The following is a 24,864-nucleotide window of genomic DNA, read 5'->3' as shown; positions in this document are numbered from 1 at the left end:
CATGGAGCATCGAGGGGCCGGGCATCGTCTGGATTCCCGCTTTCGCGGGAATGACACGATCAGGAGGTGTTGAGGCGAGACCGCTTCCCCGATAGAGGCGGACACAATGGCGGACCCGCGCATCATCGATATCGAGCTCGACCAGGCTACGATCATCTGGCGCAGCGCCGATGTCGAGCAGGAACGCCGCATCGCGATCTTCGATATTCTCGAGGGCAATCACTTCGCACCGCAGCGCGAGCATGACGACGGCTACAAGGGCCCCTATGCGATCCGGCTGCGCGTGGAGGAAGGGCGGCTGGCGATCGATATCGGGCGCGAGGACAGGACGCCGCTGGAATCGATCATCCTCGGGCTCGGGCGCTTCCGGCGTCCGATCAAGGACTATTTCGCGATCTGTGACAGCTATTTCCAGGCGATCCGCCAGTCGACGCCGCAGCAGATCGAGACGGTGGACATGGCCCGGCGCGCCCTCCACAATGATGCTGCGGCGCTGCTCGTCGAGCGGCTCGAGGGGAAGATCGATCTGGATTTCGATACCGCGCGGCGGCTGTTCACGCTGATCTGCGTGCTGCATATCAAGGGGTAAGACGGGGCAATGGGGCGACGGACGGTGAAGCGGCAGCTCACGCTGCTCGGGGGCGGCGTGCTTGCGTGCTGCGCGCTCGCGGGCGCGGCCTGGGGCTATGCGCGCGGATGGCACCCGGCCACTGAGCAATTTCCTATCCAGGGCGTCAGCGTCTCCGCCGAAGAGGGACCGATCCACTGGCCCACCCTCAAGGCCGGGGGCGCCGACATCGCCTATCTGAAGGCGACAGGCGGCGTGCAGCGCGACCCCGCGTTCGAGACCAGCTGGGCCGAGACGAACGCCGCAGGCCTGCGGCGGGGCGCGTGGCACGACTACAGCCTGTGCCGCGACGCCGCCGAACAGGCGACCGCCTTCATCGCCACCGTCCCGCGCGAGGCGGAGGCGTTGCCGCCCGCGATCGTGCTGCAATTCGAGGAAAATTGTCCGATGCGTCCGTCGCGCGAGCATGTGCAGAAACAGGTCGCGACACTGGTGAGCATGATCGAGGCGCATAGTGGCAAGCCCGCCATCCTGCGCATCGAGGACGATTTCGAGGACGAATACGCGATCGCAGAGGTGGTGCAGCGGACGCGCTGGCGGACGCGCAACTTCCTCGCGCCCGACCAGGAGGATTCGCCTTGGGTCATGTGGCGCGCGTCCGATTTCCGGCGTATCGAGGGCGTCGATGGGCCTGTCGAATGGAATGTGGTGCGCGAATGATAAATAGGAAAAAACTTATCGACGCTGCGCGCGAGGCCGCTGCCTTCGCACATGCACCTTATTCCAAATTCGGCGTGGGGGCGGCGTTGCTGCTCGATGATGGCAGCGTGGTGACGGGAACCAATTTCGAGAATGCGAGCTATGGCCTCTCGCTCTGCGCCGAGACGGTGGCGCTGGCCAAGGCGAACAGCGAGGGCAGCCTGCGGCGGGTGACCGAGATCGGCATCATCGGCGGCATGCTTGGTGCCGACGGAGGGGTCACGGGCGCCGATGCAGTGCGGCCATGCGGCCGCTGCCGCCAGATTTTGAACGAGGCAGCGCAGCTTGGCGGGCGCGATATTCTCGTCCATTGTTCCTCGGGCGACGGCGAGACGGTGGAGACGCACCGGCTTTCCGACCTCCTTCCCCACGCCTTCGGCCCCGCCGATCTCGGCATCAGATGAAGCAGCGGCTTGCCCTTCACTGTCATTCCCGCGAAAGCGGGAATCCATGCGGGGCCGGTGACCCACACCAATATCGTCTGGATTCCCGCTTACGCGGGAATGACACGGAGTGAACGGAAGAAGAATGGCAATCCTTTCCGACAAGTGGATCCGCGAACACGCGCAAACGACGGGTATGATCGAGCCCTTTGTCGAGAACCAGCGCCGCGACGGCTGCATCAGCTATGGCCTGTCATCGTACGGCTATGACGCGCGCGTCGCCGACGAGTTCAAGATCTTCACCAATGTCGACAGCGCGGTCGTCGACCCCAAGGATTTCGCGGCGAACAGCTTCGTCGACCGCAAGACCGATGTCTGCATCATACCGCCCAACAGCTTCGCGCTGGCGCGCACGGTCGAATATTTCCGCGTTCCGCGCGACGTGCTCGTGATCTGCCTCGGCAAGTCGACCTATGCGCGCTGCGGGATCATCGTGAACGTCACCCCGCTCGAACCCGGCTGGGAGGGGCATGTGACGCTCGAATTCTCCAACACAACGCCGCTGCCCGCGAAGATCTATGCCAATGAGGGGGCGTGCCAGTTCCTGTTCCTCAAGGGCAACGAGCCTTGCGAGACGAGCTATGCGGACCGTGCGGGCAAATATATGGGCCAGCGAGGCGTGACGCTGCCGCGGCTTTAGAGCTGATCGGTTGAGGTGGAAGCGCTATGCGCTTCCACCGAAAGCGTGAATCAGGCTCTATTCAAAGTTGAGAGACACCGAACAGAGCAGCGGCGCGCCAACCGTGATGGCTGGCGCGCCGTCCAAGGCATTGTTCCATTTTATGTTTGGGGCGTACCTCAGCCATTAGTCTTGGCCCGGAGCTAACAGGCCGGAACCGGGGTACGCCCCTCCTCTCCCTGAAGCTATTGCCGCGAAGCGTAGCCGCTTGGCTGTCCCATCGCCTTGAGCGCGATCTGATGGCTCGATGCCGGGCGTCCGTCGCCAAGCGCCATCAGCACGTCCGGCTGACTCAGCACTTCGTTGTAAAGCGCGTTCGCCTGGGCGGCGCGCCCCGTGGAACGATACACATAGGCAAGGTTCAGAAGCACCGAGGGCTCGTTGGGCTCCTTGAGCCGCTGCGCATCGAGGCGCGCCTCGGCACCCTTGAGATCCTTGGCGGCAATCTGCTCAAAACCATAGCGATTGGGTTCACCCGCAGCATTCGCTGCGCCCGCAAGCGCGAGGAGAACGACCGCGGAAAAGCCGGCAGCAACCTTTTTCAACATCTCTCCAAACTCCCGACTGTGTCGTTCTGGTGACGACTGTGTTTCAGTTTTATGACACTTTAATCTCACTTTCGTGAAACAGTCGCAAATGAAAAGAATGCAACGACAATCGGGCAACGCTCGCGGCATGGCTCTTCAGGGCACGCCGCGCGTTGTTGATCCGACGAGGTGAAGGAGTGCATCCGCATGAGCATCATCAGTGGCTTGTTCGCGCTGGCAGGCAGGATCCTGCTTTCGGCGATCTTCATCATCAGCGGCATCGGCAAGATGACCGATATGCCCGGCACGGTGGCGTATATGGCGAGCGCGGGTCTTTCGGCGGATCTGGCCTGGCCTGTCGCGATCTTCGAACTGGCCGCCGGGCTTGCGATACTGCTCGGCATCTTCGCGCGGCCGGCGGCCCTGCTGCTCGCGCTTTTCTGCGTGTTGGCCGCGCTGATGTTCCACAACAATTTCGCCGATCCGATGCAGGCGGCGCACTTCTGGAAGAATGTCGGGCTGGCCGGCGGATTTCTGACGCTGTTCGCCTATGGCACGCTTGCGCACAGCTTCGATGCGTGGCGCGCGCGGCGCCGGACGGTCGTCGTCGAACGCGAACCCGTTATTGCCGATTCACCCGTTTATCGGCGGTCGTGGCGGGAACGCTTGCGGAGTCGGCGCGCGTAACATCGCTTTCGTTGACGCCGCGAGAAGATAGGCGCACCCTCTTCACATGGCATGAGAAGGAGAGGAATCATGACCACGATCAATGGGGTGACGACGCTGATCGGACGCATTCTCCTGTCGGCTATCTTCATCATCAGCGGATGGGGGAAGATCGTCGATATCGCGGAAACGAGCGCCACGATCGGCAGGTCGGGTTTACCCGAGGCGTTCGCCTGGCCGGTGGCCTTTTTCGAGCTGATCGGCGGGCTGTTCATCCTGATGGGCGTCTGGACGCGCGCAACTTCGATCCTGTTCGCGGGATTTTGCCTGATCACCGCGCTGATGTTCCACACCAGCTTCGGGGAACCGGTACAGTTGGTGATGTTCCTGAAGAACGTTGCCATGGCGGGCGGCTTCCTCGTGCTCGCGTCGGATCCGGCCAACCCCTACAGCATGGATCATTTCTGGGAGGGCAAGGCGCAGACCGAACTCGACGTTCCCCCGGGCACGGCTTCGAGCACCGAAGGCTGACCCGTTCCATCGCGGCTTAGCGCCGTTACCCGCCCCTCCCGCCGCAGCGCGGGACGGACGCGGGGTCCATCATTTCCAAAGCTCCCGAGTGCGGCCGGGTTTCAGTGCCAGGTCGGTCGCGCGACCCATTGCTCCAGCTTGCGGCGCAGGCTCGCGACGACCAGCACGACATGCATGGCATAGATCGCGACAAAGCCAGCGATCCAGGCAATTACCGGGGTATGCATGAAGAACGCCAGATAGAGCGTCGCCAGCAGCACCGCATAGAAAATCAGGATCACGCGCATATTGAGCGTGAAGCGCAGGCCGCGATAGCCAGGCGGCATCAGCACCACATTCTCGCCATCGCCATCCAGCGGCTGCGTTTCGGCGCGCAGGCGCTCGACGGTGCCGCGGTCGACATAGTTGAAGGCATCGCGCCGGCCAAAACGCGTATAGCCCTCGCCGCGCGAAAAGCCGAAGGCGTCGGCCGAGCTCCAGTCGAGCTGATAATGCGCGCCGAAACCGCGTGCGATACGCTCGAAGCGGTCGCCATCGGCGGCGGGCCAGGGCATTTCATAGGCGAGCGTGCCGTCGACGAGCCGCCGCCAGTCGATATCGATTCCGCCGCGCATCTCGGTCATGTCAGCGACCCGCGATCGCCGCGGCAACCGCGACGAGCCGTTCGGCCTCGGCCAGATGGAGGCGTTCGGTCATGCGGCCGTCGACGCGGATCGCGCCCTTGTCCGCATTGGCGGGATCGGCAAAGGCGGCGATCACGGCCTGCGCGTGCGCCAGCGCCTCGGGCGATGGAGAGAAAGCCGCGTTGCAGACCGCGATTTGCGCCGGGTGGATCAGCGTCTTGCCGTCAAAGCCGAATTCGGCGCCCTGATCGCAGGCGGCGCGCAGCATTTGCTGATCCTCGATCTCGTTGCAGACACCGTCGAGCACCGCGATTCCCGCGCTGCGCGCCGCCGCGACGGTCAACGCCAGCGCCGGGTGGAAAGCGGTGCGCTCCACCGTCAGCCGCGCGCGCATCTCCTTGGCAAGATCGTTGGTGCCCATGACGAGGCACCCCGGTCCGGACGCCGCGATCTGGTCGAGCCGGAACAGCGACGCGCAGGTTTCTATCATGACCCAGAGCGGGATGTCGGGCAGCTGCGCCCGATAGGCCGCAACGTCGTCCGCGCTGCTGACCTTGGGCGCCAGCACCGCGTCCGTGCCGGCGCCACCGACCGCGGCGAGATCATCAGCGCCCCATTCGGTATCGAGGCCGTTCACGCGGATCACCAGCTCGCGCGCGCCAAAGCCGCCTTCGCGGACCGCGGCCACCGCCTGCGCGCGCGCCTCGGCTTTCATCTCGGGCGCGACCGCGTCCTCCAGGTCGAGGATGACGACGTCGACGTCGAGCGTGCGCGCCTTTTCGATCGCGCGAGCGTTTGAGGCGGGCAGATACAGCGCGCTGCGGCGGGGGCGGGCAATCGTCATGCCGCCAAAAGACAAAAAGCGCGCGCGGGCACAACCGGAAAATGCGCGCCCGACACAAGCAAGACGCGTCCCACCAATGGCGGGACGCGTCCTCTAGTGTGGACGGGATCGGATCAGGCGGCGGCGAGGATCCGTGCGCGGCCCCCGGACGCGGACGAGTCATCGGTCGAAGTCGTCCGGAATCTGGCGGCCTGATCGTCGAGCCCGACCGCTTCGGTGGTGAGGTTGCGCGCGGCGGCCGAGGTCTGCTCGACCATTGCCGCATTCTGCTGTGTCGACTGGTCCATCGTCGTGACGGCAACGCTGATCTGCGTGATCGCCGAGGATTGCGCGCGGTTGTCATCCGCCATCTGGCCGAGCAGCCCGTGCACCTCACTGACCCCGCCCGCGATGTTCTCGAGCGCGGTGTCGACACGCTGCACCGCGTCGACCGCGGTGACGATGTCTGACTGCGTCACCGTCAGCTGGTCGCGCGCGCGCTTGGCCTCTTCCTCGGCGCGCATTGCGAGCGCCGAGACGAGATCGGCCACGACCGCGAAGCCGCGGCCCGCATCACCCGCACGCCCCGCCTCGACCGCGGCATTCATCGCGAGCACGCGCGTCTGGAAGGCGATCTTGTCGACCCCCTCGATCACCTGATCGATGCCCTTGGCGCTTTCGCTGACGCGGTCCATTGCCTGCACCGCCTCGACCGCGATCGCACGCCCGCCCGAGACGGTCGCCAGCGCCCCGTCGGCGCGTTCGACGGTCGTCGTCGCCGCACTTGCCGAAGCCTTGAGCCGCTCGTCGATCTGGACGAGCGCCGCCGAGGTCTCCTCGAGGCTCGCGGCATTGCCCTCGGTGCGGCGCGCCAGGTCCTCGGAAGCCTGCGCAATCTCCTGCGAGCCCGTGCGGATGCCACGCGCGCTTTCGGTCACGCTTGCGATCATCTGGCTGAGACGATCGACGGCCTCGTTGAAGTTGGTCTTGAGCGAGGCGTAGCCCACAGGAAAATCAGCCGTGATTCGCGTGGTCAGGTCGCCCTCGGTGAGCGCCAGCAGCCCGTCTCCCACCGCACTTGTCACGACCCGTTGCTCCTCGGCCGATCGCTTGTCCCCGGCGGCGCGCTCGGCAGCGGCACTGCGGAACACGTCGGCCGCCCTTGCCAACGTACCGATCTCGTCCTCGCGATCGAGATGGGGAATCGCGACATCCTCACCGTGCGAGAGTCGGTCGACCGCTTCGGTTAGCGAGGCGAGCGGCCGGCGAACGATCGCGGCGATCGCCCTGAAGAGGCTCCACAGCGCGACACCGAGCAGCACGAGCCCGCCGAGTGTGAGGATCCACGCGAGGCCCCTTGCCGGCGCCGATATCGTCGCGGTCGGCACGTCCAGCACGAGCGCCCAGGTCGCGTTCAGCTCCCTGAGCCGTATCGGATAGATGACGCGCAGCATGCTTTCGCCATCGACCTCGAAACCGTCGATCACCTGCGTCTGACCGGTGGCAAGCGCCTCACGTACCTTGTCGGCACCCGCCTCCTTGTACGTCTTCATCCGGACGTCGGCACTGGGGTGCGCGACCCACATCGCCGAGCCCGACAGCAGCATCACCCGGCCGGTTCCGAAGGGCTTCAGTTTTGCGAGCCGGTTCGAGATGGTGTCCAGCGCGATGTCGACGCCCGCGACACCGATCAGCCGCCCGCCCGACTTCACCGGATAGGCGATCGAGGTCATGGTGATTGTCTTGCCGCCCGTTTCATAGGGATAGGGATCGGTGATCGCGGCTTTGCCTGAATCACGCGCGAGCGCGTAGTAGGATGCCGAATAGAGACCGGCTTCGAGGTTGGGTTCCAGCCTGATCTCGCCGTTGTCGCGGATCCAGTAGGGTACGAAGTTGCCCTTGGGATTCGACGCGGGATGACCGGTCATCGCTGAATCCTGCCCGTCAAACCCGTTGGGCTCAGCGAAGAACCAGCTGCCGAGCGCCATGTCCGAGACAAAGGCGTTGGGCTTGACCGTCGCCGTCACCAGCGACCGGTCGCGAACGCCGGCCTCGTGCATCGCGCCGATTCCGCCGCTCATCGCCCGGGCGGCACCCCCGATCAGGTCAAGATCGGCGCGCAGGCCGTTGGCCTCCGACTCCGCCTGCGCCACCGCCGAGTCAGCCGAAAGCTGTCCGACGACGCCGCTTGTCTTGAACACCACACCGGCAAACCCGACCAGCACCAGCGTCCCGATCGCAAGCCCCGCGACCGTCAGGAGCTTGCCGGCGATCGGCATTCTCGCAAAACGTTCCATAACAAAACTCTCCCTGTCGCGGCGTGCGGGCCGCCCCCATTCCATTATAGAGGGCGCCCGGCGCGATCGGGGCAAGGCCGTCAGCTGCGGCAGGATAGACGGCCGCGACGTCCAGCCGCGTGACGGCAACTTTGCAGTCATTATAAGAGACGCGCGCGGCGGGCGGCGCCTCCGCCAACCCCTTATTTGACGGGTTGCGAGTGCCGCCGCGTCAGGGCGCGACGGGTAAAGCGGCCGTGCCCTGACCTGCGGGGGCGGCGCTGCGTTCGGGCGCGCGGCGCGGGTTGGAGAAAGCCATCGCGCCGTCCTCGAGACTGCCATAGCGGAACGCCATCAGATCGAGCGCATAGTTCTGATGCACACGCCAGGGCCGGTGCGCGCCCTGTTTGGGCATCTTGTCGACCGCGCGCTGGACATAGCCCGAGGTGAAATCGAGGAAGGGTTCTTCGGGCACCTCGCCGTCCTTGGCGACGGGGGTGCACTGGCGCATGCCGAGCTTGTCCATATGGTTGAGCAGCCGGCAGACGTAGGCGCAGGTCAGGTCTGCCTTCAGTGTCCATGAGGCGTTGGTATAGCCGAACGACGAGGCAAGATTGGGGATATTGCTGTACATCATCCCCTTGTACGCCAGCGAGCGCGCGGGATTGACGGGCACACCGTCGACCACGACCTCGATCCCGCCGAGCAGCTTTATGCTGAGCCCCGTCGCGGTGATGATCAGGTCGGCCTCGAGCTCCTTGCCCGAATTGAGCAGGATGCCCTTTTCGGTGAAGGCGTCGATCGTGTCTGTGACGATCGAGGCGCTGCCGTCGCGCAGCGATCGGAAGAGGTCACCATCGGGAACGAGGCAGAGCCGCTGGTCCCAGGGATTGTAGCGCGGCGTGAAATGCGTCGCGACGTCATAGTCGGGGCCGAGTTCCCCGCGCACCGCCTCGAGTATCTTGCCCTTGATACGTTCGGGCCGCTTGCGCGCCATGTTGAAGAAGAACATGCCCAAAAGCACGTTCTTCCAGCGCGTTATGCCATAGGCGAGCTTGTCGGGCAGCTTGCTGCGCAGCCAGTTGGCGATTCCGTCCTCGGAGGGGCGCGAGACGATATAGGTCGGCGAACGCTGGAGCATCGTGACGTGCGCCGCGTCCTTCGCCATTTCGGGAACAAGCGTGACCGCGGTCGCGCCGCTGCCGATCACGACAACGCGCTTCCCCTTGTAATCGATGTCCCCGGTCCATTTCTGGGGATGGACGATGCGGCCCGTGAAACGGTCACTGCCCCTGAACTCGGGGGTGTAGCCGGCGTCATAGTCGTAATAGCCGCTGCACACGAACAGGAAGCCGCAGGTGAAGCGGCGCGTTTCGCCTGCATGCTCTGCTTCGACGGTCCAGCGCGCATCCTCGCTCGACCAGTCGGCGCGCCTGACCTTGTGGCCATAACGGATCTTGCGCTCGATATCGTGCTCGCGCGCGGTTTCGTGGAGGTAGCCGAGGATGGAGGGGCCGTCGGCGATCGCCTTGGCGTTGGTCCACGGCTTGAAGGCGTAGCCCAGCGTGTACATGTCCGAGTCGGAACGGATACCGGGATACCGAAAAAGGTCCCATGTACCGCCCATCGCCTCGCGCCCCTCAAGGATCGCATAGCTCTTGTCGGGGCAATCGCGCTGCAAATGGTAGCCGGCGCCGATGCCCGAAATGCCGGCACCGACGACGAGCACGTCGAAATGCTCCACAGCCTGTCCTTCCTCTCATGGGCGCGGCTTCATACCGCATCTTCTATTTACACTTATGTCAGTCAAATAATAACGCAGCTGTGGCCGAGGTCCATCACAAATCGACATCTCGCCCGATTGCGACGGGGAGAGCCGTCGCACCGGGCGACCGGCGTCAGTGCGCCAGCAGCAGCGGAACCTCTGCCTCCCCGAGCAGCTTGCGCGTGACACCGCCGAGGATCATTTCACGCAGCCGTGAATGGCCATAGGCGCCCATCACGACATAGCTCGCGCCGAGTTGCTTCGCCTGATCGAGCAGCCCGGCGCCGGGGTCGCGCCCGGCATTGGGGACCACCTTCAGCTCGACCGGGATATCGTGCCGCGAAAGATATTCTGCCGCGGCGGTCGACGGGAATTCGCGCGTGTCATCGGTGACCTCGACGATATGCACCGACCCGGCGAGCCTGAGCAGCGGCAGCGCGAAACGCAGCGCGTGCGCGGCCTCGTAGGATCCGTTCCACGCGATCATCGCGGTGCCCGAAACGTCGAGCCCGCGCGTGCCGACGGGCACCGACAGGATCGGCGCGCGCGCATGGATCGCGACATCGGGCACCACGGGGATCGGCTCGACCATCGGATCGCTCTTGCGCATCGGCTGACTGAGCACGACGACATCCGCGAGTCGCGCATGGCTGACCAAGGTCTGGACGACATTGCCGTCGAACTGCCGCCAATCCCAGGAAACGCCCTCGGTCTGCAGCCGCGCCTCGATCCGCGCGCGCTCGACGGTTTCCTGCGCGCGGAGGTTGGCGAGCACTTCCTTGACCGCGTACATGCCGCCAAAGGGATCGGTGCCGACAAAATATTCGAGCGGCGTGATCTGCGCGCAGGCGATATGCCCGTCCGTGGCGCGCGCTATATCGAGTGACGCCTGCAGGCGCGCTTCCTGGCCGGCATCGTCATGGACGTGGAGCAGGACGGTCTTCATAGGCGGCACTCCCTTGCTCGTGCTTCGGTCCACCAGGCTACGCGCGTTCACCGCTATCGTAACTACGCGAATTTACGAAGCAAGGCGCGAAATACCCTACCAAAAACGGGCCGCGCGCCGATAGATGACGCGCGGCCACGTCTTCAGCGCGCCTCGACGCGCTCCAGCCCCGGCGAGAGCAGGTGCACCGCGAGCAGCGCGAGGAAATAGGCGCTGCCGGCAACCGCGAACAAGGGCGTGTAAGTGCCGAAGCTGTCGAGGATGTAGCCCGCGTACTTCGCCATCAGCATGCCGCCGATCGCGCCCACCGTGCCGCCGATGCCGACCACCGAACCCACCGCCGCACGCGGAAACAGGTCCGAAGGCAGCGTGTAGAGATTGGCGGAAAAGGCCTGGTGCGCCGCGGTCGCGATGCCGATGACGAGCACGGCGAGCCACAGATTGTCAATATTCTGCGCGAAGAAGATCGGGAGGACCGCGACCGCACAGACGAACATCGTCGCCTTGCGCGCGAAATTGACGCTGCGCCCGGCCTTCAGCAGCCGTGACGACATCCATCCGCCAGCGATGCTGCCGACATCGGACAGCAGATAGATCGCGACGAGCGGCGGACCGAAACTCAGCAGGTCGAGCCCGTAGCGCGTCCCGAGATAACCGGGCAGCCAGAACAGGAAGAACCACCAGATCGGATCGATGAAGAACTTGCCCAGCGCATAGGCCCAGGTCTCGCGGATGCCGATCAGCTTTTTCCACGCAATGGGCGTCACCGGATCGGCGGGATCCTGCTCGATCCAGGCGAGTTCCTGCGTCGACACGCGGCTGTGCTCGCGCGGACGGCGATACATCAGCCACCAGGCGATGAGCCAGACGAAGCTGGCCACGCCCGTGATGACGAACGCCATGCGCCAGCCATAGGCGATGGTCAGCCAGGGCACGAGCAGCGGGGTGATGATCGCGCCGACATTGGCGCCGGCGTTGAAGACGCCGATCGCAAACGCGCGTTCCTTGGCGGGAAACCATTCGGTCACCGCCTTGATACCTGCGGGGAAGTTGCCGGCCTCGCCGATCCCGAGACCGAAGCGCGCCATCGCGAACTGCGTCACCGACCAGGCGCCGCCATGCGCGATGTGCGCCAGCTGCCAGATAACGAAGGCGACCGCATAGCCCATGCGGGCGCCGATGACGTCGACGATGCGGCCAAAGCCGATATAGCCGATCGCATAGGCCGCCTGGAACCAGAAGATGACATTGGCGAAATCGGTCTCGGTCCAGCCGAGATCCTGCGACAGCGTCGGCTTGAGCACGCCGATCATCTGTCGGTCGATATAGTTGATGACGGTGGCGGCGAAGAGCAGCCCGACGATCATCCAGCGATAGCGGCCGGCGCGTGCCGCGGCCCCCGTGACGGCTTGTGCCTCGATCGAGGTCATCCTCTCACTCCCGTTTATCGCGCGGCTGCTGCCTCTATCGTGCAGTGCACCGCATAGTCCGTGCCGAAGCGCGCCTCAACCGACGCGCCCGGCGCCACCCGATGGACGCCCGTGACGGCGCCCGACGAGATCCATTGCCCCGCCTCGAGCGCAATACCGCGCTCGGCCATGAGTTCGAACAGGAAACGCGCCGCCCCGATCGGACCATCGGGCATCGCATCGCCGCGCCCCGCGCCGATCTCGGCACCATCGATCGAGACGACAACGGGCCAGGCCGCAAAGCCCGACTCACGCCAGCGAGGGATCGCGGCGCCGACGACAAGACCGTTGTTGTTTCCGAAATCCGAAGCGGTGACAGCAGGCCCAAGATCGTTGATCGCGCCGAGCGGCGAACTCGCGATCTCAAGCCCGACATGTACCGCATCGATCAGATCGGCGGCGTCCTCGAGCGAATAATGCCGCTTTGCCGGATCGGGCCGCGCAGCGACGCGCAGCAGATATTCGCCCTCCACCGCGCCGAAACCGTCCGCGAAGACGGGCATGGAAACCGGTTTCCCTTCGCGGTCAAAAAAAACGCTGTCCGTAAAGATCGGGCCCACGAGCCGATCGGCGCCGAATTGCGCGTCGAGCGGGGGCATGATGCGGCCCACCTTCCAGCCAGCAACCGGCACGCTCCGCAACCGGATCGCGATGTCCTGCACCGAATACGCCGATTTCAGCGATTCGGGGATGATTCCGGGATAGTCGGAAAGGCCGCGCGCGGCGCGCCGTGCGGAAACAAAGGCTTCCGCGATCCGATCCCGTTCAAGCCCGGACTGCGATTCGTTCACGCTCGGCTGCTCCCTGACTGCTTGTCGACTGCTTCGGCATGAAGTATTGGAAACCGGTGTCATTGACAAGAAGGCAATGCGATGAGGCTCATTTCATGGCGGCTTGGCGCGGTCGCAAGTGCGCTGACCCTTTCGGCCTGCGCAAGCACGCCGACCCCGCCTTCACCTGATGGCGAGTTCTGGCTGCAGCGTGACGGCGCACGCGTCGCGCGGCTCGTGCCGCTGGGCCCGCCCGATCCACAACTGGCTGCGAAGGGCGCGACGCCCCCTGCAACCTTTGTCCATCCGCTGCTCAGCGGCAAGGGCGCGATTCTCACCGAACTATATCCCGCCGACCATATCCACCAGCGCGGGCTCTTCTGGGGCTGGCACCAGATCATCATCGACGGGACGCGGCGCGCCAATGGCTGGCTGCTCATGGATATCCGCTTCAACCCCGTCGCGAGCAGCGTGGCCGAGCGCGGCAAGGCAGGCACGATGACGACCGACTGGATCGTCGGGGACCGCGCGGTGCTGCGCGAAGAGGCCAGGATCCACGTCACCGATACCGGGCTTGCGGTGCGCGTGACGCTGACGCCGCTGGTCGATGGCTTCGCGCTCGGCGGCAGCGCCGATGACAAGGGCTATGGCGGAATATCGCTGCGGCTGCGCGATGCCGACCAGATGCGCTTCGAAAGCCTGGGCAAGCCGGTCGAGGCGAAGCGTCAGGCGATCGAGGCGGGTGAGACGGTGCGCTTCAGCTGGGACGGCGCGCCCGCATCGCTGCCCAGGAGCGTGTCGATGCGTTGCACCGTCGACGGCAAGCCGATCACCAGTTGGATCCTGCGGCGCGAGGCGAGCATGCAGAATTGCGTCTGGCCGGGCGCGACCCCGGTCGCGCTTGCACGCGGCAGGCCGGTCGTGCTGACCGCCGAGATTTCGATCGAGGACTGACGCGTTCAGCGCGCCAGAAGCGCTTCGATCTGCCCTGCCCGCAGCGCAGCGAAAGCTTCGGCGACGGGGCTGCGGAACGCGTTGTCACCGGCGAGTGCTGCCGGAAAGATCACGCGCAGGTCGAGCAGCCGGTCAACGAGACCGTCGGCGGAGCCGCCCGTGATGGCCAGTTGCTCGGCGAGCGGATCGACGATCGCGGCACCGCGCGCGGCGCGGTCGTGGACGAACCACATCCACGCGGCGATGGGGACAACAAGCCGCGCGATCGGCCGCCCCGCAGCGCGCGCCTCGGCAATCGTATCGAGCAGCCGATAGGGCAGCTTCTGCGAGCCATCCCAAGCGATCTGCGACAGCAGGTGGCGCAGTGCAGGGTTGCGGAAGCGCGCGAGGATCGCGGACGTGTAGGCGTCAAGATCGAGCCCGGCGACGCGGGGCAGGGTAGGGATAATGTCCGCGCGCACCATGCGCTCGACGAACCGCGCGAGCGCCGCATCCGCCATCGCGTCGCGCACGCTGTCATGCCCCAGCGCCAATCCCAGATAGGCAAGCGTGCTATGCGCGCCGTTGAGGATGCGCAGCTTGGCGCGCTCATAACCCGCAACGCTCGTCGTCAGGATCGCCCCCACGCTTTCGAGATCGGGTTCGCCCGCGATCGGCCCCGCCGCGATCACCCATTGGGCAAAGCCCTCGCGCTGCACCGCGGCCGCATCATCCATGCCGAGCCGCTGTGCGGCGTCCGCCAGAAAGCCCGCATCGCTGGCGGGGGTGATCGAATCGACCATCGTGTCGGGAAAGCGCACGCTGTCCGCGATCCAGTTGGCGAAATCGCGGTCCTGCTGCGCAGCAAAAGCGGTGACGGCGGCGCCGAGCTTCGCGCCGTTGCCGGTCATGTTGTCGCAGCACAGCACCGTGAAGGGCGACAGTCCGGCGTCTCGCCGTGCGGCCAGCGCCGCCGCGATCCAGCCGATCACGCTGCGCGGCGCCGCAGGCGTGGCGAGATCGTGGACGATATCGGGATGCGCCAAATCGAGCGTGCCCCAACCGTCGAGGCAATAGCCTTTTTCCGTGACCGTCGTGGTGACGAGGTGCGTGTCGGGCGCGGCGAGGAGCGCCGCCAGTCGGGCCCCCTCTCCAGGACCGATCCAGGCGCGATGCGCGCCGATCACACGCGTCCTGGGCTCCGCGTCGAGGATCGAAAGGCTATAGAGCCCGTCCTGCTGCGAGAGCGCGTCGATCGTGCCCGGCGTGCGCAGCGACGCCGCCGCGATGCCCCAGCGCGGATCCCTGGCCAGCAGCCGGTCGAAATAATCGGCCTGGTGCGCGCGGTGAAAGGCGCCGGGGCCGATATGCACCACGCCCGTGGCAACCGTGCGCGGATCATAGGCCGGGCGCGCGATCGACGCGGGTAGCCGGTCGAGCGTCGCGAGCGAAAGACGGGTCACAGGGTTACTCCACGCTTCCACAGGGCAATCTCACGCTCATCATTGCGTTCGGCCGCAGTCTGTGTTCCCGAGGCTGCGCGCAGCACGATGTCGAGCAGCGCCTCGGCGGCGATATCGAACCCCCGCGTCAGCGCAAGACCCGCGTCGAAATCGATCCAGCCGGGCTTGCGGCGCGCGAGGTCGCTGTTCGATGCGATCTTGACCGTCGGCACTGGAAAGCCGAGCGGTGTGCCCCTGCCCGTGGTGAACAGGATCAGCGTCGCGCCAGCCGCAGCGAGCGCGGTCGAGGACACCGCGTCATTGCCCGGTGCCTCGAGCAAAGTCAGTCCCGCGCGGCGGACGCGCTCACCATATTGACGGACGTCACCGAGCGGTGCGTGCCCCGCCTTCTGTACCGCGCCCAGCGACTTCTCCTCGAGCGTGGTGATGCCGCCTGCGATGTTGCCCGGCGAGGGATTCTCCGAAACCGGCTCGCCATGTTCGATGAAATAGCGCTTGAAGCCGTTGACGAGCGCGACGGTGGCGTCGAACACGGTTTCATCGACGGCGCGGCGCATGAGCAACTGTTCGGCGCCAAAGATCTCCGGAATTTCGGTCAGGATCGCCGAGCCGCCCGCGCCGGTGATCACGTCGCTGATCCGACCGACGAGCGGATTGGCGGTGAGCCCGCTATGGCCATCGGAGCCGCCGCACTTCACGCCGATGACGAGCTTGTCGATCGGTAGCCGCGTACGTCGGGCCGGCGCAGCGCGCTCGACCAGTTCATCGATCAGCGCGACGCCTTCGGCCACTTCGTCTTCCGCCTGCTGCGCGCCGAGCACGCGGATATTGTCACGAATGTCGGGGGCTATCGCGTCGAGCAGCGGCTTCATCTGGTTCGACTCGCAGCCCAGCCCGACTATCAGCACGCCCGCCGCATTGGGATTGCTCGCCAGTGCCGCAAGCATCGCGCGCGTCGCGTCGAGATCGTCGCCCAGTTGCGAACAGCCAAAGGGATGCGTGAAGGCATGCACCCCGTCAATCGCGCCGCGATGGCGCGCGTCCGCGATCGTCGCGATCTTCTGCGCGGTGCGCGCGACGCAGCCCACGGTCGGCAGCACCCAGATCTCGTTGCGCGTCGCGGCACGGCCATCGGCGCGCAGATAGCCGTCGAAAAAGCGACCCTTTCCCCTGCCCTGCCCGGCCGGGATGGGATCGGGCTCGTAGCAATAGCCCTGCGCCCCGCCGAGCGCGGTGACCAGATTGTGGCTGTGGACGTGCGCGCCTGCGCGGATCGGTTGCGAAGCCATGCCGATCGGAAAGCCGAATTTGAGCACGGCCTCCCCCGCCGCGATCGGCCTCAGCGCGAGCTTGTGTCCCGCGGGCACCGCTTCCACGGTAACGAGTGACGTGTCCGCGATCCGCAGCGCTTCGCCGGGGGCGATGTCGCGCAGCGCAGTGGCGACGCTGTCTTCGGCAGCAATCCTCAACACTGCAGACTCGGTCACGACTTGATCCTTTCCCGCTTTCACTGGTAACCGGTGTCAAGGATCAGCGCAATTCCCATCGGGGGCGATTGGCGGGCGAGGAATGAACAGCTATGCAATTGCCTATGAAAAAGAGCGCACAGCCGACGATCAATGATGTTGCCCGCCTTGCCGGGGTTTCCAAGAAAACCGTGAGCCGGGTTATCAACCGATCGCCGCTGCTCAATGATGATACGCGCCAGCGCGTGCTCGGGGTGATCAGCGAACTGGGCTATATCCCCAATCCGCAGGCCCGCGCGCTCGCATTGCGCCGCAATTTCCTGATCGGGCTGGTGCACGACAACCCGACCGCGCAGACCGTGCTCAGCGTGCAGCAGGGCATATTGGAATCGCTGCGCGATACCGAGTTCGAGCTCGTCATCCATCCGGTCAATCGCGGATCGCCTAGCATGCTCGACGATATCCGCCACTTCCTCGAGAAGCAGCGGCTCTACGGGGTGATGCTGATGCCGCCGATCTCGGAGAACGACCAGCTGGCGGCGCTGTGTGATGAGATCGGCTGTCGCTATGTGCGGATGGGCTCGGCCGAGCTCGACGCGCCCGAGCATATGGTCGCCTCGAATGATCGCGAGGCGGTGCGCGCGGCGACCGAATATCTCATCGAAACGGGACACCGCCGCATCGGGCTGGTACTCGGACCGCATGGGTTCCGCTCGGCGCAGGAACGGCGCCAGGGTTTCGAGGACGCGATCGCAGCCGCGGGCATCGCGCTGCCCGGTAGCCTGATCGCCGACGGCAACTACACCTTCGATTCGGGATTGGCTGCGGGCGACCGCCTGCTCGACCACCTCCCACGCCCTACCGCCATCTTCGCGTCGAATGACGAGATGGCAGCAGGCGTTATCCATGCCGCGCGCCAACGCGGGCTTGAAGTGCCGCGCGACCTTTCGGTGATCGGTTTCGATGACAACCCGATCGCCGCGCATATCTGGCCGCCGCTGACCACGGTGCGCTGGCCGATCGCGACAATGGCGCGCTCAGCCGCCCTCAAGCTGGTGTGCGACGCAACGGGACAGGGCAGCGCCGCCGCCGAGCCCTCGCTCTTCCTTTCCTCGCTCATCCGGCGCGCATCGGTGACGCCGCCTTCGACCGCCGACTGATGACGTATGCGTGCAAGGCTTTCGGTCTTGAACATTATTTTGACACCGGTTACCAATGGGGCCAGCAAGCCCGTTCAAGGGACTCAGGAGAGCGATGACAAGGCCGCTGCAATTGCATGAAGACCGGCTGTTTCCGGCGGATTCACGGACGCGCGACATTGCGCGTTCGCTGTATCGCACGGTCGCCAAACTGCCGATCGTCAGCCCGCACGGCCATACCGATCCCGCCTGGTTCGCGAGCGATGCGCCGTGGAACAACGCGACCGAACTGCTGCTCGCCCCCGATCATTACCTCTATCGCATGCTCTACAGCCAGGGGATCGCGCTCGACGCGCTGGGGGTGCCCGACCGCAAGGGCGCGCCCGCGACCGATCCGCGCGACGCCTGGCGGCTGCTCGCGGCCAATTATCACCTCTTTCGTGGGACGCCGTCGCGGATGTGGCTCGACCATGTCTTTGCAGAGGTGTTCGGATTCGATGTTGCGCTGAGCGCCGGGACCGCGGACCGCTATTTCGACGCGATCGGCGAGAAGCTCGCGAGCGACGCCTTCCGCCCGCGCGCGCTGTTCGACCGTTTCAATATCGAGCTGCTCGCGACCACCGAGGGTGCGCACGAGGATCTCGACCATCATGCCGCGATCCGCGCCTCGGGCTGGCAGGGACGCGTCGTCACCACCTATCGCCCCGACGCCGTGGTCGATCCCGAGCATCACGATTTCGCTATCGCGATGCCGCGCTTCGCCGAGCTGACCGGCGAGGACGTTTATGACTGGCGGGGCTATCTGACGGCGCATCGCAAGCGGCGCGCGGATTTCCGCGCGGCGGGTGCGACCGCGACCGATCACGGCCATCCGACCGCGGCGACCGCCAACCTGGGCCCCGACGAAGCCGAAAGGCTGTTCCGCCAGATCGTGACGGGCAACTGGACGTCCGCCGATGCCGAGCTGTTCCGCGCGCAAATGCTGACCGAGTTCGCGGCGATGAGCGTCGAGGACGATATGGTGATGCAGATCCATCCCGGTTCCTGCCGCAACCACAACCAGCGCCTGTTCGAGAGCCATGGCCGCGATAAGGGCGCCGACATTCCGATGCGCACCGACTATGTCCAGGCGCTCAGGCCGCTGCTCGACCGCTTCGGCACCGAGACGCGATTGTCGATCATCCTCTTCACGCTCGATGAATCGACCTATGCCCGCGAACTCGCGCCGCTTGCGGGCCATTATCCCTGCCTGAAGCTCGGCCCCGCATGGTGGTTCCATGACAGCCCCGAGGGCATGCGCCGCTTCCGCGAGATGACGACCGAGACCGCGGGCTTCTACAACACCGTCGGCTTCAATGACGACACGCGCGCGTTCCTTTCGATCCCGGCGCGGCACGATGTGGCACGCCGCGTCGACTGCGCCTTTCTCGCGCGGCTCGTCGCCGAACACCGGATCGCCGACTGGGAAGCCGCGGAACTGGCGCATGAACTCGCCTATGGCCTCGTCAAGCGGGCCTACAAGCTGGACACCCCCTTCCCTTCGCCGGCCGCCGCGGCAGCCTGATTTGATCGCCTCACGGAGTAGATGATGTTCGACCGTACCTATTACGCCACGCACCCCGACATGATGGAGTGCGTCTCCAACGAGGAGCTGCGCGATCGCTATCTGATCTCGAACCTGTTCCGTCCCGGCGAATGCGTGCTCAACTACACGCATGCCGACCGCTTCGTGATAGGCGGCGTGCAGGTCGCGGGTGCTGCGGTGAAGCTGCCCGACCAGACCGAACCACCCTCGGCCGCGGGCCATCCCTTCCTCGAGCGCCGCGAGCTCGCGATCGTCAACGTCGGCAAGGTCGGAGGCAGTGTGACCGTCGATGGCGAGAGCTTCACGCTGGGCAACAAGGACTGCCTCTATGTGACGATGGGCGCGAAGGACGTCGTGTTCGCGGGCGAAGGCGCGCGCTTCTACCTCGCCTCGTGCCCCGCGCACAAAGGCTTCAGGACGCGCAAGCTCTCGATCGGGGACGCCAATGCGCTGGAGCGCGGCAGCCTTGAGGAATCGAACGAGCGCACGATCTACCAGCTCGTCATCCCCGGCGTGTGCGACAGCGCCCAGCTCGTCATGGGGCTGACCGTGCTCAAGCCCGGCAGCGTCTGGAACACCATGCCCCCCCACATCCATGAGCGTCGCAGCGAGATCTATTTCTATTTCGAGCTCGACGGCGAGAATGACCGCGTTTTCCACTATATGGGCGAAGGCGAGGCGATGCGGCACATCGTCATGGCGAACGAGGAAGCGGTGATCTCGCCGCCCTGGTCGATCCACATGGGCTCGGGCACCAAGGCCTATGCCTTCATCTGGGCGATGGCGGGCGAGAACCAGGACTATACCGACATGAACGTCCTCGATATCTGCCAACTGGCATGAGCGGAATGTTCGACCTTTCGGGCAAGGTCGCCGTCGTCACCGGCGCCAATACGGGTATCGGCCAGGGCATCGCGCTCGCGCTTGCCGCCGCGGGCGCCGATATCGCGGCGGTTGGGCGGACACCTGCCACCGAGACCGTCGAAAAGGCGCGCGCGCTTGGGCGCCGCGCCGAGGTCATCAGTGCCGATCTCTCGACGATCGAGCCGGTCGGACGCGTCGTCGAGGAGGCGGTCGAGAAGCTCGGCGGGCTCGATATCCTCGTCAACAATGCGGGGATCATCCGCCGCGCAGATGCGGTCGACTTCAGCGAGGAAGACTGGGACGCGGTGATCGACACCAACCTCAAATCGGTGTTCTTCCTGTGCCAGGCCGCAGCGCGCCACATGATCCCCAATGGCGGCGGCAAGATCATCAACATCGCCTCGATGCTGACCTTTCAGGGCGGCATCCGCGTGCCGAGCTATACCGCTTCGAAGAGCGGGATCGGCGGGCTGACCAAGCTGCTCGCCAACGAATGGGCCGCGAAAGGCATCAACGTCAACGCGATCGCCCCCGGCTATATCGCGACCAACAACACCGCTGCGCTGCAGGCCGACGAGACGCGCAACCGCCAGATCATGGAGCGAATTCCGGCCGGGCGCTGGGGCCAGCCGAGCGATATGGGCGGCGCCGCGGTGTTCCTCGCCTCCTCGGCCGCCGATTATGTCCAGGGCCATATTCTGGCCGTGGACGGCGGCTGGCTCGCGCGCTGACAAGGGGGACAGACGCGTGGCCAGTCGCACCGCCTTTTTCGGAGAACTGCTCCTCCGCCTGACCGCGCCGGGGCGCGAGCTGCTGTTGCAGTCGGGCCGGCTCGACGTCCATGTCGGCGGCGCCGAGGCCAATGTCGCGGTGGGGCTGGCGCGGCTCGGCCATGACGTGAAAATGGTGAGCGCCGTCCCCGACAATCCGCTTGGCCAGACCGCGATCACCACGCTCAGGGGGCATGGCGTCGATTGCAGCGATGTCACGCTTCGCGACGGGCGTATGGGGTTGTATTTCCTCACCCCCGGCGCGGGACTGCGCGCCTCCGAGGTCGTCTATGACCGCGCGCATTCGAGCTTCGCGGATGCGCCCGCCGATGCGTTCGACTGGCAGGCGCTGCTCGCCGGGGTCGATCGCCTGCATCTGTCGGGGATCACCCCCGCACTCGGCCCCGCCACCGCCGAGGCCGCAATCCGTGCGGCCGAAACCGCCAGGGCGATGGGAATCGCGGTGTCGTTCGACGGCAATTACCGCGCGCGGCTGTGGGAAAGCTGGGACAGCGATCCCCGAGCGGTGCTCTCCCGGCTCGTCGGTGTCGCCGATGTGCTGTTCGGCAATCATCGCGACATCTCGCTGCTGCTCGGCGAACCCTTTCACGGCGACGGCCCAGAGCGCCGGCGCGAGGCCTCGGAGGCGGCGTTTGCGGCCTTTCCCAATCTCAAGCTCATCGCGTCGACCGCGCGTCATGTCGATGATGCCGACTGGCACCGCCTCGCGGCGCGGATCGATACCCCGGCCGGCGCGCATCAGAGCGACGAGGTCGTGGTGGCAGGAATCGTCGACCGGATCGGCGCGGGCGACGCCTTTGCTGCGGGGATACTGCACGGCCTGAACCTCGGCGCCGATCTCGACTGGACGGTGCGTGCGGGGCTGGCGCTGACCTGCCTCAAACATTCGCTGCCCGGCGACGCCAGCCTGTTCGGCCGCGCGGACATCAACGCCTTCCTCGCCGGCGAACTGGATGTCCGGCGCTAGGATCACGCGCCGCGCCACAATAGCTGGCGGGCTTGCGCTCGGCATCGCGCCTGCCATCGTATCGGCCCGCGGTGCTGCCGAAGTGCGGAGCGCCGGCGGGCGCTATGCCGGGTTGTCCGAAGGTGGCCTCAAGGTCTTTCGCGGCATTCGCTATGGCCAAGACACCCGGCAGCGCCGCTTCCGGGCGCCCGTCGCGCCCAGACCGTCATCTGCGGTCCAGAAAGCGTATGAATTCGCGGCGTCGTGCCCGCAGAAAAACGATCGCTACGTGCGGACAAGCGAGGACTGCCTGTTCCTCAATATCTGGACCCCCGGCGCCGACGCGCGCGCCAGGCGTCCCGTGATGTTGTATATCCACGGCGGGGCCTATTCGACGGGCAGCGTAATCGACCCGCTCAATTACGGGCATCACCTCGCGGCGCGCGAGGATGTCGTGGTGGTGACGGTCAATCACCGGCTTAACGCGCTCGGCTATCTCTATCTCGCGCGGTTCGACCCGCGTTTTGCCGACAGCGGCAATGTCGGGCAGCTCGACCTGATCCTCGCGCTCCAGTGGGTGCGCGACAATATCGCGGCTTTCGGTGGCGATCCCGCGCGCGTGATGGTGTTCGGCCAGTCGGGCGGCGGCGCCAAGATCGCGACGATGATGGGGATGCCCGCGGCCAGGGGGCTGTTCCATGCTGCCGCGACGATGAGCGGCCAGCAGGTGACCGTCTCGGGGCCGCTCAACGCGACTGCGCGCGCACGCGGCTATCTGGCCGCGCTGGGAGTGAAAGAGAGCGATCTCGGCGCCCTGCTCGATCTGCCTACCGAGCGCTTGGTGGAAGCGCTCGAGGCCACCGATCCGGTGCTGGGCGGCGGCGTCTATATGGGGCCGGTGCTCGACATGAAATGGCTGATGCGCCATCCCTTCTGGCCCGACCCCAACCCGCAATCCAACGCGATACCGATGATCCTCGGCAACACGCGTGACGAGACGCGCGCCTTCATCGATCCGAACGGGCCCAGGCTCCAGGGGCTGGGCTGGGACAATCTCGCCGAGCGCATCGCGCCCGAGTTGAAGGTCGATATCCTGCCCGAATGGGTCGTCGCGCAGTTCCGCGCGCGCTATCCGGCCTATTCGCCCGCGGACATCTTCTATGCCGCGACCACCGCCGGACGGAGCTGGCGTGGCCAGGTTGAGGAAGCTGACGCGCGCGCGGGGGCTGGCGCGATCGCGACATGGGTCTATCAGCTCGATTTCGCGTCGCCGACGCGGCCCGAACGCCGCGCGGCGCACGCCCACGATATCCCGCTGGTCTTCGGAACGCTTGATGCGGAGGGTTCACTGACCGGCACGGGCGCCCATGCGCAGCGGCTGAGCGCGCAGATGATGGGCGCCTTCGCGGCGCTCGCGCGCACTGGAAGCCCCGCCCATGCCGATCTGCCCGACTGGTCGGGCTATACGCTGCCCGATCGCGCTACGATGGTGTTCGACGCGCAGACAAGCGTGATCAACGATCCGCGCCAGTGGGAACGCGAGCTTTTCGCGCGCGTCCCCTATATTCAGCCCGGCAGCTGATTCAGTTGCGCATCGCGCGGTCGCGGACCGACATGCTCTCCTGTATCGGCCCCCCCTTCTGTCCCGGATAGCGGCCCGATCTGGGCTCCATCGTGTCGAGGTTCCATTCGGCGTCGACGAAGGGCGCGCGCGTTTCCTTGACCTGTGGATAGCCGCCGACCTGCTTCTCGTCGTCGATGATCTCGCCGCGTCCCTCGGCGACGAAGAACAGCACGCGGATGTCGTGCTCATCGCGGTCCCACGGACGTGCGCCGGCATTGGCGAGCACATGCGACTCGACATCGCGCGCGGGGAGGACGTCCAGCCCCTTGGGCCATGCAACGGGTGCCTTTTCCTCGATCAGTTGCGCGCGCGTCTCACCATAGCGCCCGAACATCGGCAGCGACTTGCCATGCTTGTCGACCGCAATGTTGTCCTGCCCGTAATAGCGCAGGTCGCCATCGCCCCCGAGCATCAGAAACGGCAGCCCCTTAACGGTAGAGGGACCACCGCGCATGATATTGCCCACCGCCGACAGCTCGCCCGTCTGGTAAGGCTGCCCCGCCCATTCGAGCGCCATGAGGTTGTAGTGCACCGCACGCTTGCCGGGATCGTAGATCAGGTTGTTGACCACCGACGCGTGCACACCGCCCTTCAGCAGCGGGCTGCGTTCGACATTGTGCGCATAGACGTTGCGGTAGATCAGGATGCCCGTTGCATTGTCGTGGATGAGCGAGCCCTTGCTGTGCTCACCCTTGGGATGGCTCGCATTGGCAAGCCCCTCGGCGAGCAGATTGTAGGAAAAGGTGATGTTGTGCGAGGTGCCCTTGCGCCAGTCCTCCACCGTCTTGCCGGTGAAGCGCGGACCCGAGGCGGAGAGATTCTCGTCGAGCCCCCATGTCATGGTGCAATGGTCGACGATCACGTTATAGGCGCCGACGGTCGAGAAAGCGTCGACCTCCCACCCGCTCATCTTCGCCTGCCCGTCAACGCCGGGGCGGATGCGGATATGGCGGACGATGACGTCATGCGCCTTGAGGTCGATGCCGCCGCGGATGATCGTGACCCCCGGCGATGGCGCGGTCTGCCCGGCGATCGTCAGATGGGGCTCGGTGATCGTCAAGGTGGTGCGGCCGAGATCGATGACGCCGCCCACCTCAAACACGACGATCCGCGGCCCCGTCGCCTCGAGTGCCGCCTTGAGGCTTCCCGCGCCCTCCGCAGCGAGCGTCGTCACGCGGATGATGCGGCCGCCCCGCCCACCCTGCGTC

Annotated in this window: 24 protein-coding genes; 13 read left to right on the top strand and 11 right to left on the bottom strand. The window is 65.8% G+C overall.

Annotation, left to right across the window (positions count from 1 at the left end; all coding sequences use genetic code 11):
• Positions 1-106 precede the first annotated feature (106 nt).
• The 4 genes from AC3WJD_RS12160 to dcd all read left to right on the top strand — a co-directional run bounded on the left by AC3WJD_RS12160 (position 107) and on the right by dcd (position 2,410).
• A complete protein-coding gene (locus tag AC3WJD_RS12160) occupies positions 107-589 on the top strand; it encodes a UPF0262 family protein (RefSeq protein ID WP_492746911.1) in 483 nt (160 codons plus the stop codon).
• A 24-nt stretch (positions 590-613) separates the two neighbouring features.
• Positions 614-1,288, top strand: a complete 675-nt coding sequence (locus AC3WJD_RS12155) for a GH25 family lysozyme (protein WP_492746910.1) — start codon at positions 614-616, stop codon at positions 1,286-1,288.
• Positions 1,285-1,731, top strand: a complete 447-nt coding sequence (locus tag AC3WJD_RS12150; protein WP_492746909.1) for a cytidine deaminase — start codon at positions 1,285-1,287, stop codon at positions 1,729-1,731. The genes AC3WJD_RS12155 and AC3WJD_RS12150 overlap by 4 nt, the downstream gene beginning before the upstream one ends.
• 124 nt (positions 1,732-1,855) lie before the next feature.
• Positions 1,856-2,410, top strand: coding sequence for a dCTP deaminase (dcd, locus tag AC3WJD_RS12145; protein WP_492746908.1), 555 nt, complete (start codon positions 1,856-1,858; stop codon positions 2,408-2,410).
• Between the two features lie 224 nt (positions 2,411-2,634).
• Here dcd and AC3WJD_RS12140 read toward each other — a convergent pair whose 3' ends face one another.
• Positions 2,635-2,997 carry a tetratricopeptide repeat protein gene (locus tag AC3WJD_RS12140; protein ID WP_492746906.1) on the bottom strand — a complete coding sequence of 121 codons (363 nt, stop codon included), beginning with the start codon at positions 2,995-2,997 and terminating at the stop codon, positions 2,635-2,637.
• Positions 2,998-3,183: 186 nt separating this feature from the next.
• Here AC3WJD_RS12140 and AC3WJD_RS12135 point away from each other — a divergent pair, with 186 nt between their 5' ends.
• Together AC3WJD_RS12135 and AC3WJD_RS12130 are read left to right on the top strand one after the other, a co-directional pair.
• Positions 3,184-3,663, top strand: coding sequence for a DoxX family protein (locus AC3WJD_RS12135; RefSeq protein ID WP_492746905.1), 480 nt, complete (start codon positions 3,184-3,186; stop codon positions 3,661-3,663).
• Positions 3,664-3,732: 69 nt separating this feature from the next.
• Positions 3,733-4,173, top strand: coding sequence for a DoxX family protein (locus AC3WJD_RS12130; protein WP_492746904.1), 441 nt, complete (start codon positions 3,733-3,735; stop codon positions 4,171-4,173).
• 101 nt (positions 4,174-4,274) lie between these two features.
• Here the strand turns inward: AC3WJD_RS12130 and AC3WJD_RS12125 are convergent, their stop codons facing one another.
• The 7 genes from AC3WJD_RS12125 to AC3WJD_RS12095 form a co-directional block, all read right to left on the bottom strand.
• On the bottom strand, positions 4,275-4,796 hold the full coding sequence (locus AC3WJD_RS12125) for a hypothetical protein (protein ID WP_492746903.1): 522 nt from the start codon (positions 4,794-4,796) through the stop codon (positions 4,275-4,277).
• A 1-nt stretch (position 4,797) separates the two neighbouring features.
• Positions 4,798-5,640 (bottom strand): HpcH/HpaI aldolase/citrate lyase family protein, encoded by an 843-nt coding sequence (locus AC3WJD_RS12120; protein WP_492746902.1) that lies wholly within the window; start codon positions 5,638-5,640, stop codon positions 4,798-4,800.
• 113 nt (positions 5,641-5,753) lie between these two features.
• The gene (locus tag AC3WJD_RS12115) at positions 5,754-7,916 is read right to left on the bottom strand and encodes a methyl-accepting chemotaxis protein (protein WP_492746901.1); all 2,163 of its coding nucleotides are present in this window, start codon (positions 7,914-7,916) and stop codon (positions 5,754-5,756) included.
• Between the two features lie 211 nt (positions 7,917-8,127).
• Positions 8,128-9,639 carry a flavin-containing monooxygenase gene (locus AC3WJD_RS12110; protein WP_492746900.1) on the bottom strand — a complete coding sequence of 504 codons (1,512 nt, stop codon included), beginning with the start codon at positions 9,637-9,639 and terminating at the stop codon, positions 8,128-8,130.
• Between the two features lie 154 nt (positions 9,640-9,793).
• Positions 9,794-10,606: a universal stress protein gene (locus tag AC3WJD_RS12105; protein ID WP_492746899.1), complete on the bottom strand. Its 813-nt coding sequence runs from the start codon at positions 10,604-10,606 to the stop codon at positions 9,794-9,796.
• A gap of 143 nt (positions 10,607-10,749) precedes the next feature.
• Entirely contained in the window at positions 10,750-12,036 is a 1,287-nt protein-coding gene (locus tag AC3WJD_RS12100; protein ID WP_492746898.1) for an MFS transporter, read from the bottom strand.
• Between the two features lie 14 nt (positions 12,037-12,050).
• Positions 12,051-12,866: a 2-keto-4-pentenoate hydratase gene (locus AC3WJD_RS12095; protein ID WP_492746897.1), complete on the bottom strand. Its 816-nt coding sequence runs from the start codon at positions 12,864-12,866 to the stop codon at positions 12,051-12,053.
• A gap of 81 nt (positions 12,867-12,947) precedes the next feature.
• Between AC3WJD_RS12095 and AC3WJD_RS12090 the strand changes: the two genes are divergently transcribed.
• Positions 12,948-13,799, top strand: a complete 852-nt coding sequence (locus AC3WJD_RS12090; RefSeq protein ID WP_492746896.1) for a DUF6807 family protein — start codon at positions 12,948-12,950, stop codon at positions 13,797-13,799.
• A 5-nt stretch (positions 13,800-13,804) separates the two neighbouring features.
• Here AC3WJD_RS12090 and AC3WJD_RS12085 read toward each other — a convergent pair whose 3' ends face one another.
• Entirely contained in the window at positions 13,805-15,241 is a 1,437-nt protein-coding gene (locus AC3WJD_RS12085; RefSeq protein ID WP_492746895.1) for a mannitol dehydrogenase family protein, read from the bottom strand.
• A complete protein-coding gene (locus AC3WJD_RS12080; protein ID WP_492746894.1) occupies positions 15,238-16,728 on the bottom strand; it encodes a UxaA family hydrolase in 1,491 nt (496 codons plus the stop codon). The genes AC3WJD_RS12085 and AC3WJD_RS12080 overlap by 4 nt, the downstream gene beginning before the upstream one ends.
• 104 nt (positions 16,729-16,832) lie before the next feature.
• Between AC3WJD_RS12080 and AC3WJD_RS12075 the strand changes: the two genes are divergently transcribed.
• The 6 genes from AC3WJD_RS12075 to AC3WJD_RS12050 all read left to right on the top strand — a co-directional run bounded on the left by AC3WJD_RS12075 (position 16,833) and on the right by AC3WJD_RS12050 (position 23,614).
• Positions 16,833-17,867 (top strand): LacI family DNA-binding transcriptional regulator, encoded by a 1,035-nt coding sequence (locus AC3WJD_RS12075; RefSeq protein WP_492746893.1) that lies wholly within the window; start codon positions 16,833-16,835, stop codon positions 17,865-17,867.
• A gap of 94 nt (positions 17,868-17,961) precedes the next feature.
• A complete protein-coding gene (uxaC, locus tag AC3WJD_RS12070; protein ID WP_492746891.1) occupies positions 17,962-19,410 on the top strand; it encodes a glucuronate isomerase in 1,449 nt (482 codons plus the stop codon).
• Positions 19,411-19,434: 24 nt separating this feature from the next.
• Positions 19,435-20,274, top strand: coding sequence for a 5-dehydro-4-deoxy-D-glucuronate isomerase (gene kduI, locus AC3WJD_RS12065; protein WP_492746890.1), 840 nt, complete (start codon positions 19,435-19,437; stop codon positions 20,272-20,274).
• Positions 20,271-21,026 carry a 2-dehydro-3-deoxy-D-gluconate 5-dehydrogenase KduD gene (gene kduD / locus AC3WJD_RS12060; RefSeq protein ID WP_492746889.1) on the top strand — a complete coding sequence of 252 codons (756 nt, stop codon included), beginning with the start codon at positions 20,271-20,273 and terminating at the stop codon, positions 21,024-21,026. Before kduI ends, kduD begins: the two co-directional genes overlap by 4 nt.
• 16 nt (positions 21,027-21,042) lie before the next feature.
• On the top strand, positions 21,043-22,053 hold the full coding sequence (locus AC3WJD_RS12055) for a PfkB family carbohydrate kinase (RefSeq protein WP_492746888.1): 1,011 nt from the start codon (positions 21,043-21,045) through the stop codon (positions 22,051-22,053).
• Positions 22,040-23,614 carry a carboxylesterase/lipase family protein gene (locus AC3WJD_RS12050; protein ID WP_492746887.1) on the top strand — a complete coding sequence of 525 codons (1,575 nt, stop codon included), beginning with the start codon at positions 22,040-22,042 and terminating at the stop codon, positions 23,612-23,614. The genes AC3WJD_RS12055 and AC3WJD_RS12050 overlap by 14 nt, the downstream gene beginning before the upstream one ends.
• A 1-nt stretch (position 23,615) precedes the next feature.
• On the opposite strand, the gene AC3WJD_RS12045 is transcribed toward AC3WJD_RS12050, so the two are convergent.
• On the bottom strand, positions 23,616-24,864 hold a 1,249-nt coding region (locus tag AC3WJD_RS12045; protein WP_492746886.1), incomplete at its 5' end, for a pectate lyase family protein.

It is taken from the genome of Sphingobium sp. FW306-1B-F04DB (assembly GCF_058781925.1).
The sequence above is the reverse complement of the archived record's forward strand: the minus strand, read 5'-3'. Positions and strand labels throughout refer to the sequence as shown.

Bases quoted from the DNA above. Each gene is read 5' to 3' on its own strand.
- AC3WJD_RS12090 (WP_492746896.1), top strand. From the start codon at position 12,948: ATGAGGCTCATTTCATGGCGGCTTGGCGCGGTCGCAAGTGCGCTGACC.
- AC3WJD_RS12130 (WP_492746904.1), top strand. From the start codon at position 3,733: ATGACCACGATCAATGGGGTGACGACGCTGATCGGACGCATTCTCCTG.
- AC3WJD_RS12105 (WP_492746899.1), bottom strand. From the start codon at position 10,606: ATGAAGACCGTCCTGCTCCACGTCCATGACGATGCCGGCCAGGAAGCG.
- AC3WJD_RS12120 (WP_492746902.1), bottom strand. From the start codon at position 5,640: ATGACGATTGCCCGCCCCCGCCGCAGCGCGCTGTATCTGCCCGCCTCA.
- uxaC (WP_492746891.1), top strand. From the start codon at position 17,962: ATGACAAGGCCGCTGCAATTGCATGAAGACCGGCTGTTTCCGGCGGAT.
- kduI (WP_492746890.1), top strand. From the start codon at position 19,435: ATGTTCGACCGTACCTATTACGCCACGCACCCCGACATGATGGAGTGC.
- AC3WJD_RS12115 (WP_492746901.1), bottom strand. From the start codon at position 7,916: ATGGAACGTTTTGCGAGAATGCCGATCGCCGGCAAGCTCCTGACGGTC.
- AC3WJD_RS12160 (WP_492746911.1), top strand. From the start codon at position 107: ATGGCGGACCCGCGCATCATCGATATCGAGCTCGACCAGGCTACGATC.
- kduD (WP_492746889.1), top strand. From the start codon at position 20,271: ATGAGCGGAATGTTCGACCTTTCGGGCAAGGTCGCCGTCGTCACCGGC.
- AC3WJD_RS12135 (WP_492746905.1), top strand. From the start codon at position 3,184: ATGAGCATCATCAGTGGCTTGTTCGCGCTGGCAGGCAGGATCCTGCTT.
- AC3WJD_RS12150 (WP_492746909.1), top strand. From the start codon at position 1,285: ATGATAAATAGGAAAAAACTTATCGACGCTGCGCGCGAGGCCGCTGCC.
- AC3WJD_RS12125 (WP_492746903.1), bottom strand. From the start codon at position 4,796: ATGACCGAGATGCGCGGCGGAATCGATATCGACTGGCGGCGGCTCGTC.
- AC3WJD_RS12140 (WP_492746906.1), bottom strand. From the start codon at position 2,997: ATGTTGAAAAAGGTTGCTGCCGGCTTTTCCGCGGTCGTTCTCCTCGCG.
- AC3WJD_RS12050 (WP_492746887.1), top strand. From the start codon at position 22,040: ATGTCCGGCGCTAGGATCACGCGCCGCGCCACAATAGCTGGCGGGCTT.
- AC3WJD_RS12100 (WP_492746898.1), bottom strand. From the start codon at position 12,036: ATGACCTCGATCGAGGCACAAGCCGTCACGGGGGCCGCGGCACGCGCC.
- dcd (WP_492746908.1), top strand. From the start codon at position 1,856: ATGGCAATCCTTTCCGACAAGTGGATCCGCGAACACGCGCAAACGACG.
- AC3WJD_RS12075 (WP_492746893.1), top strand. From the start codon at position 16,833: ATGAAAAAGAGCGCACAGCCGACGATCAATGATGTTGCCCGCCTTGCC.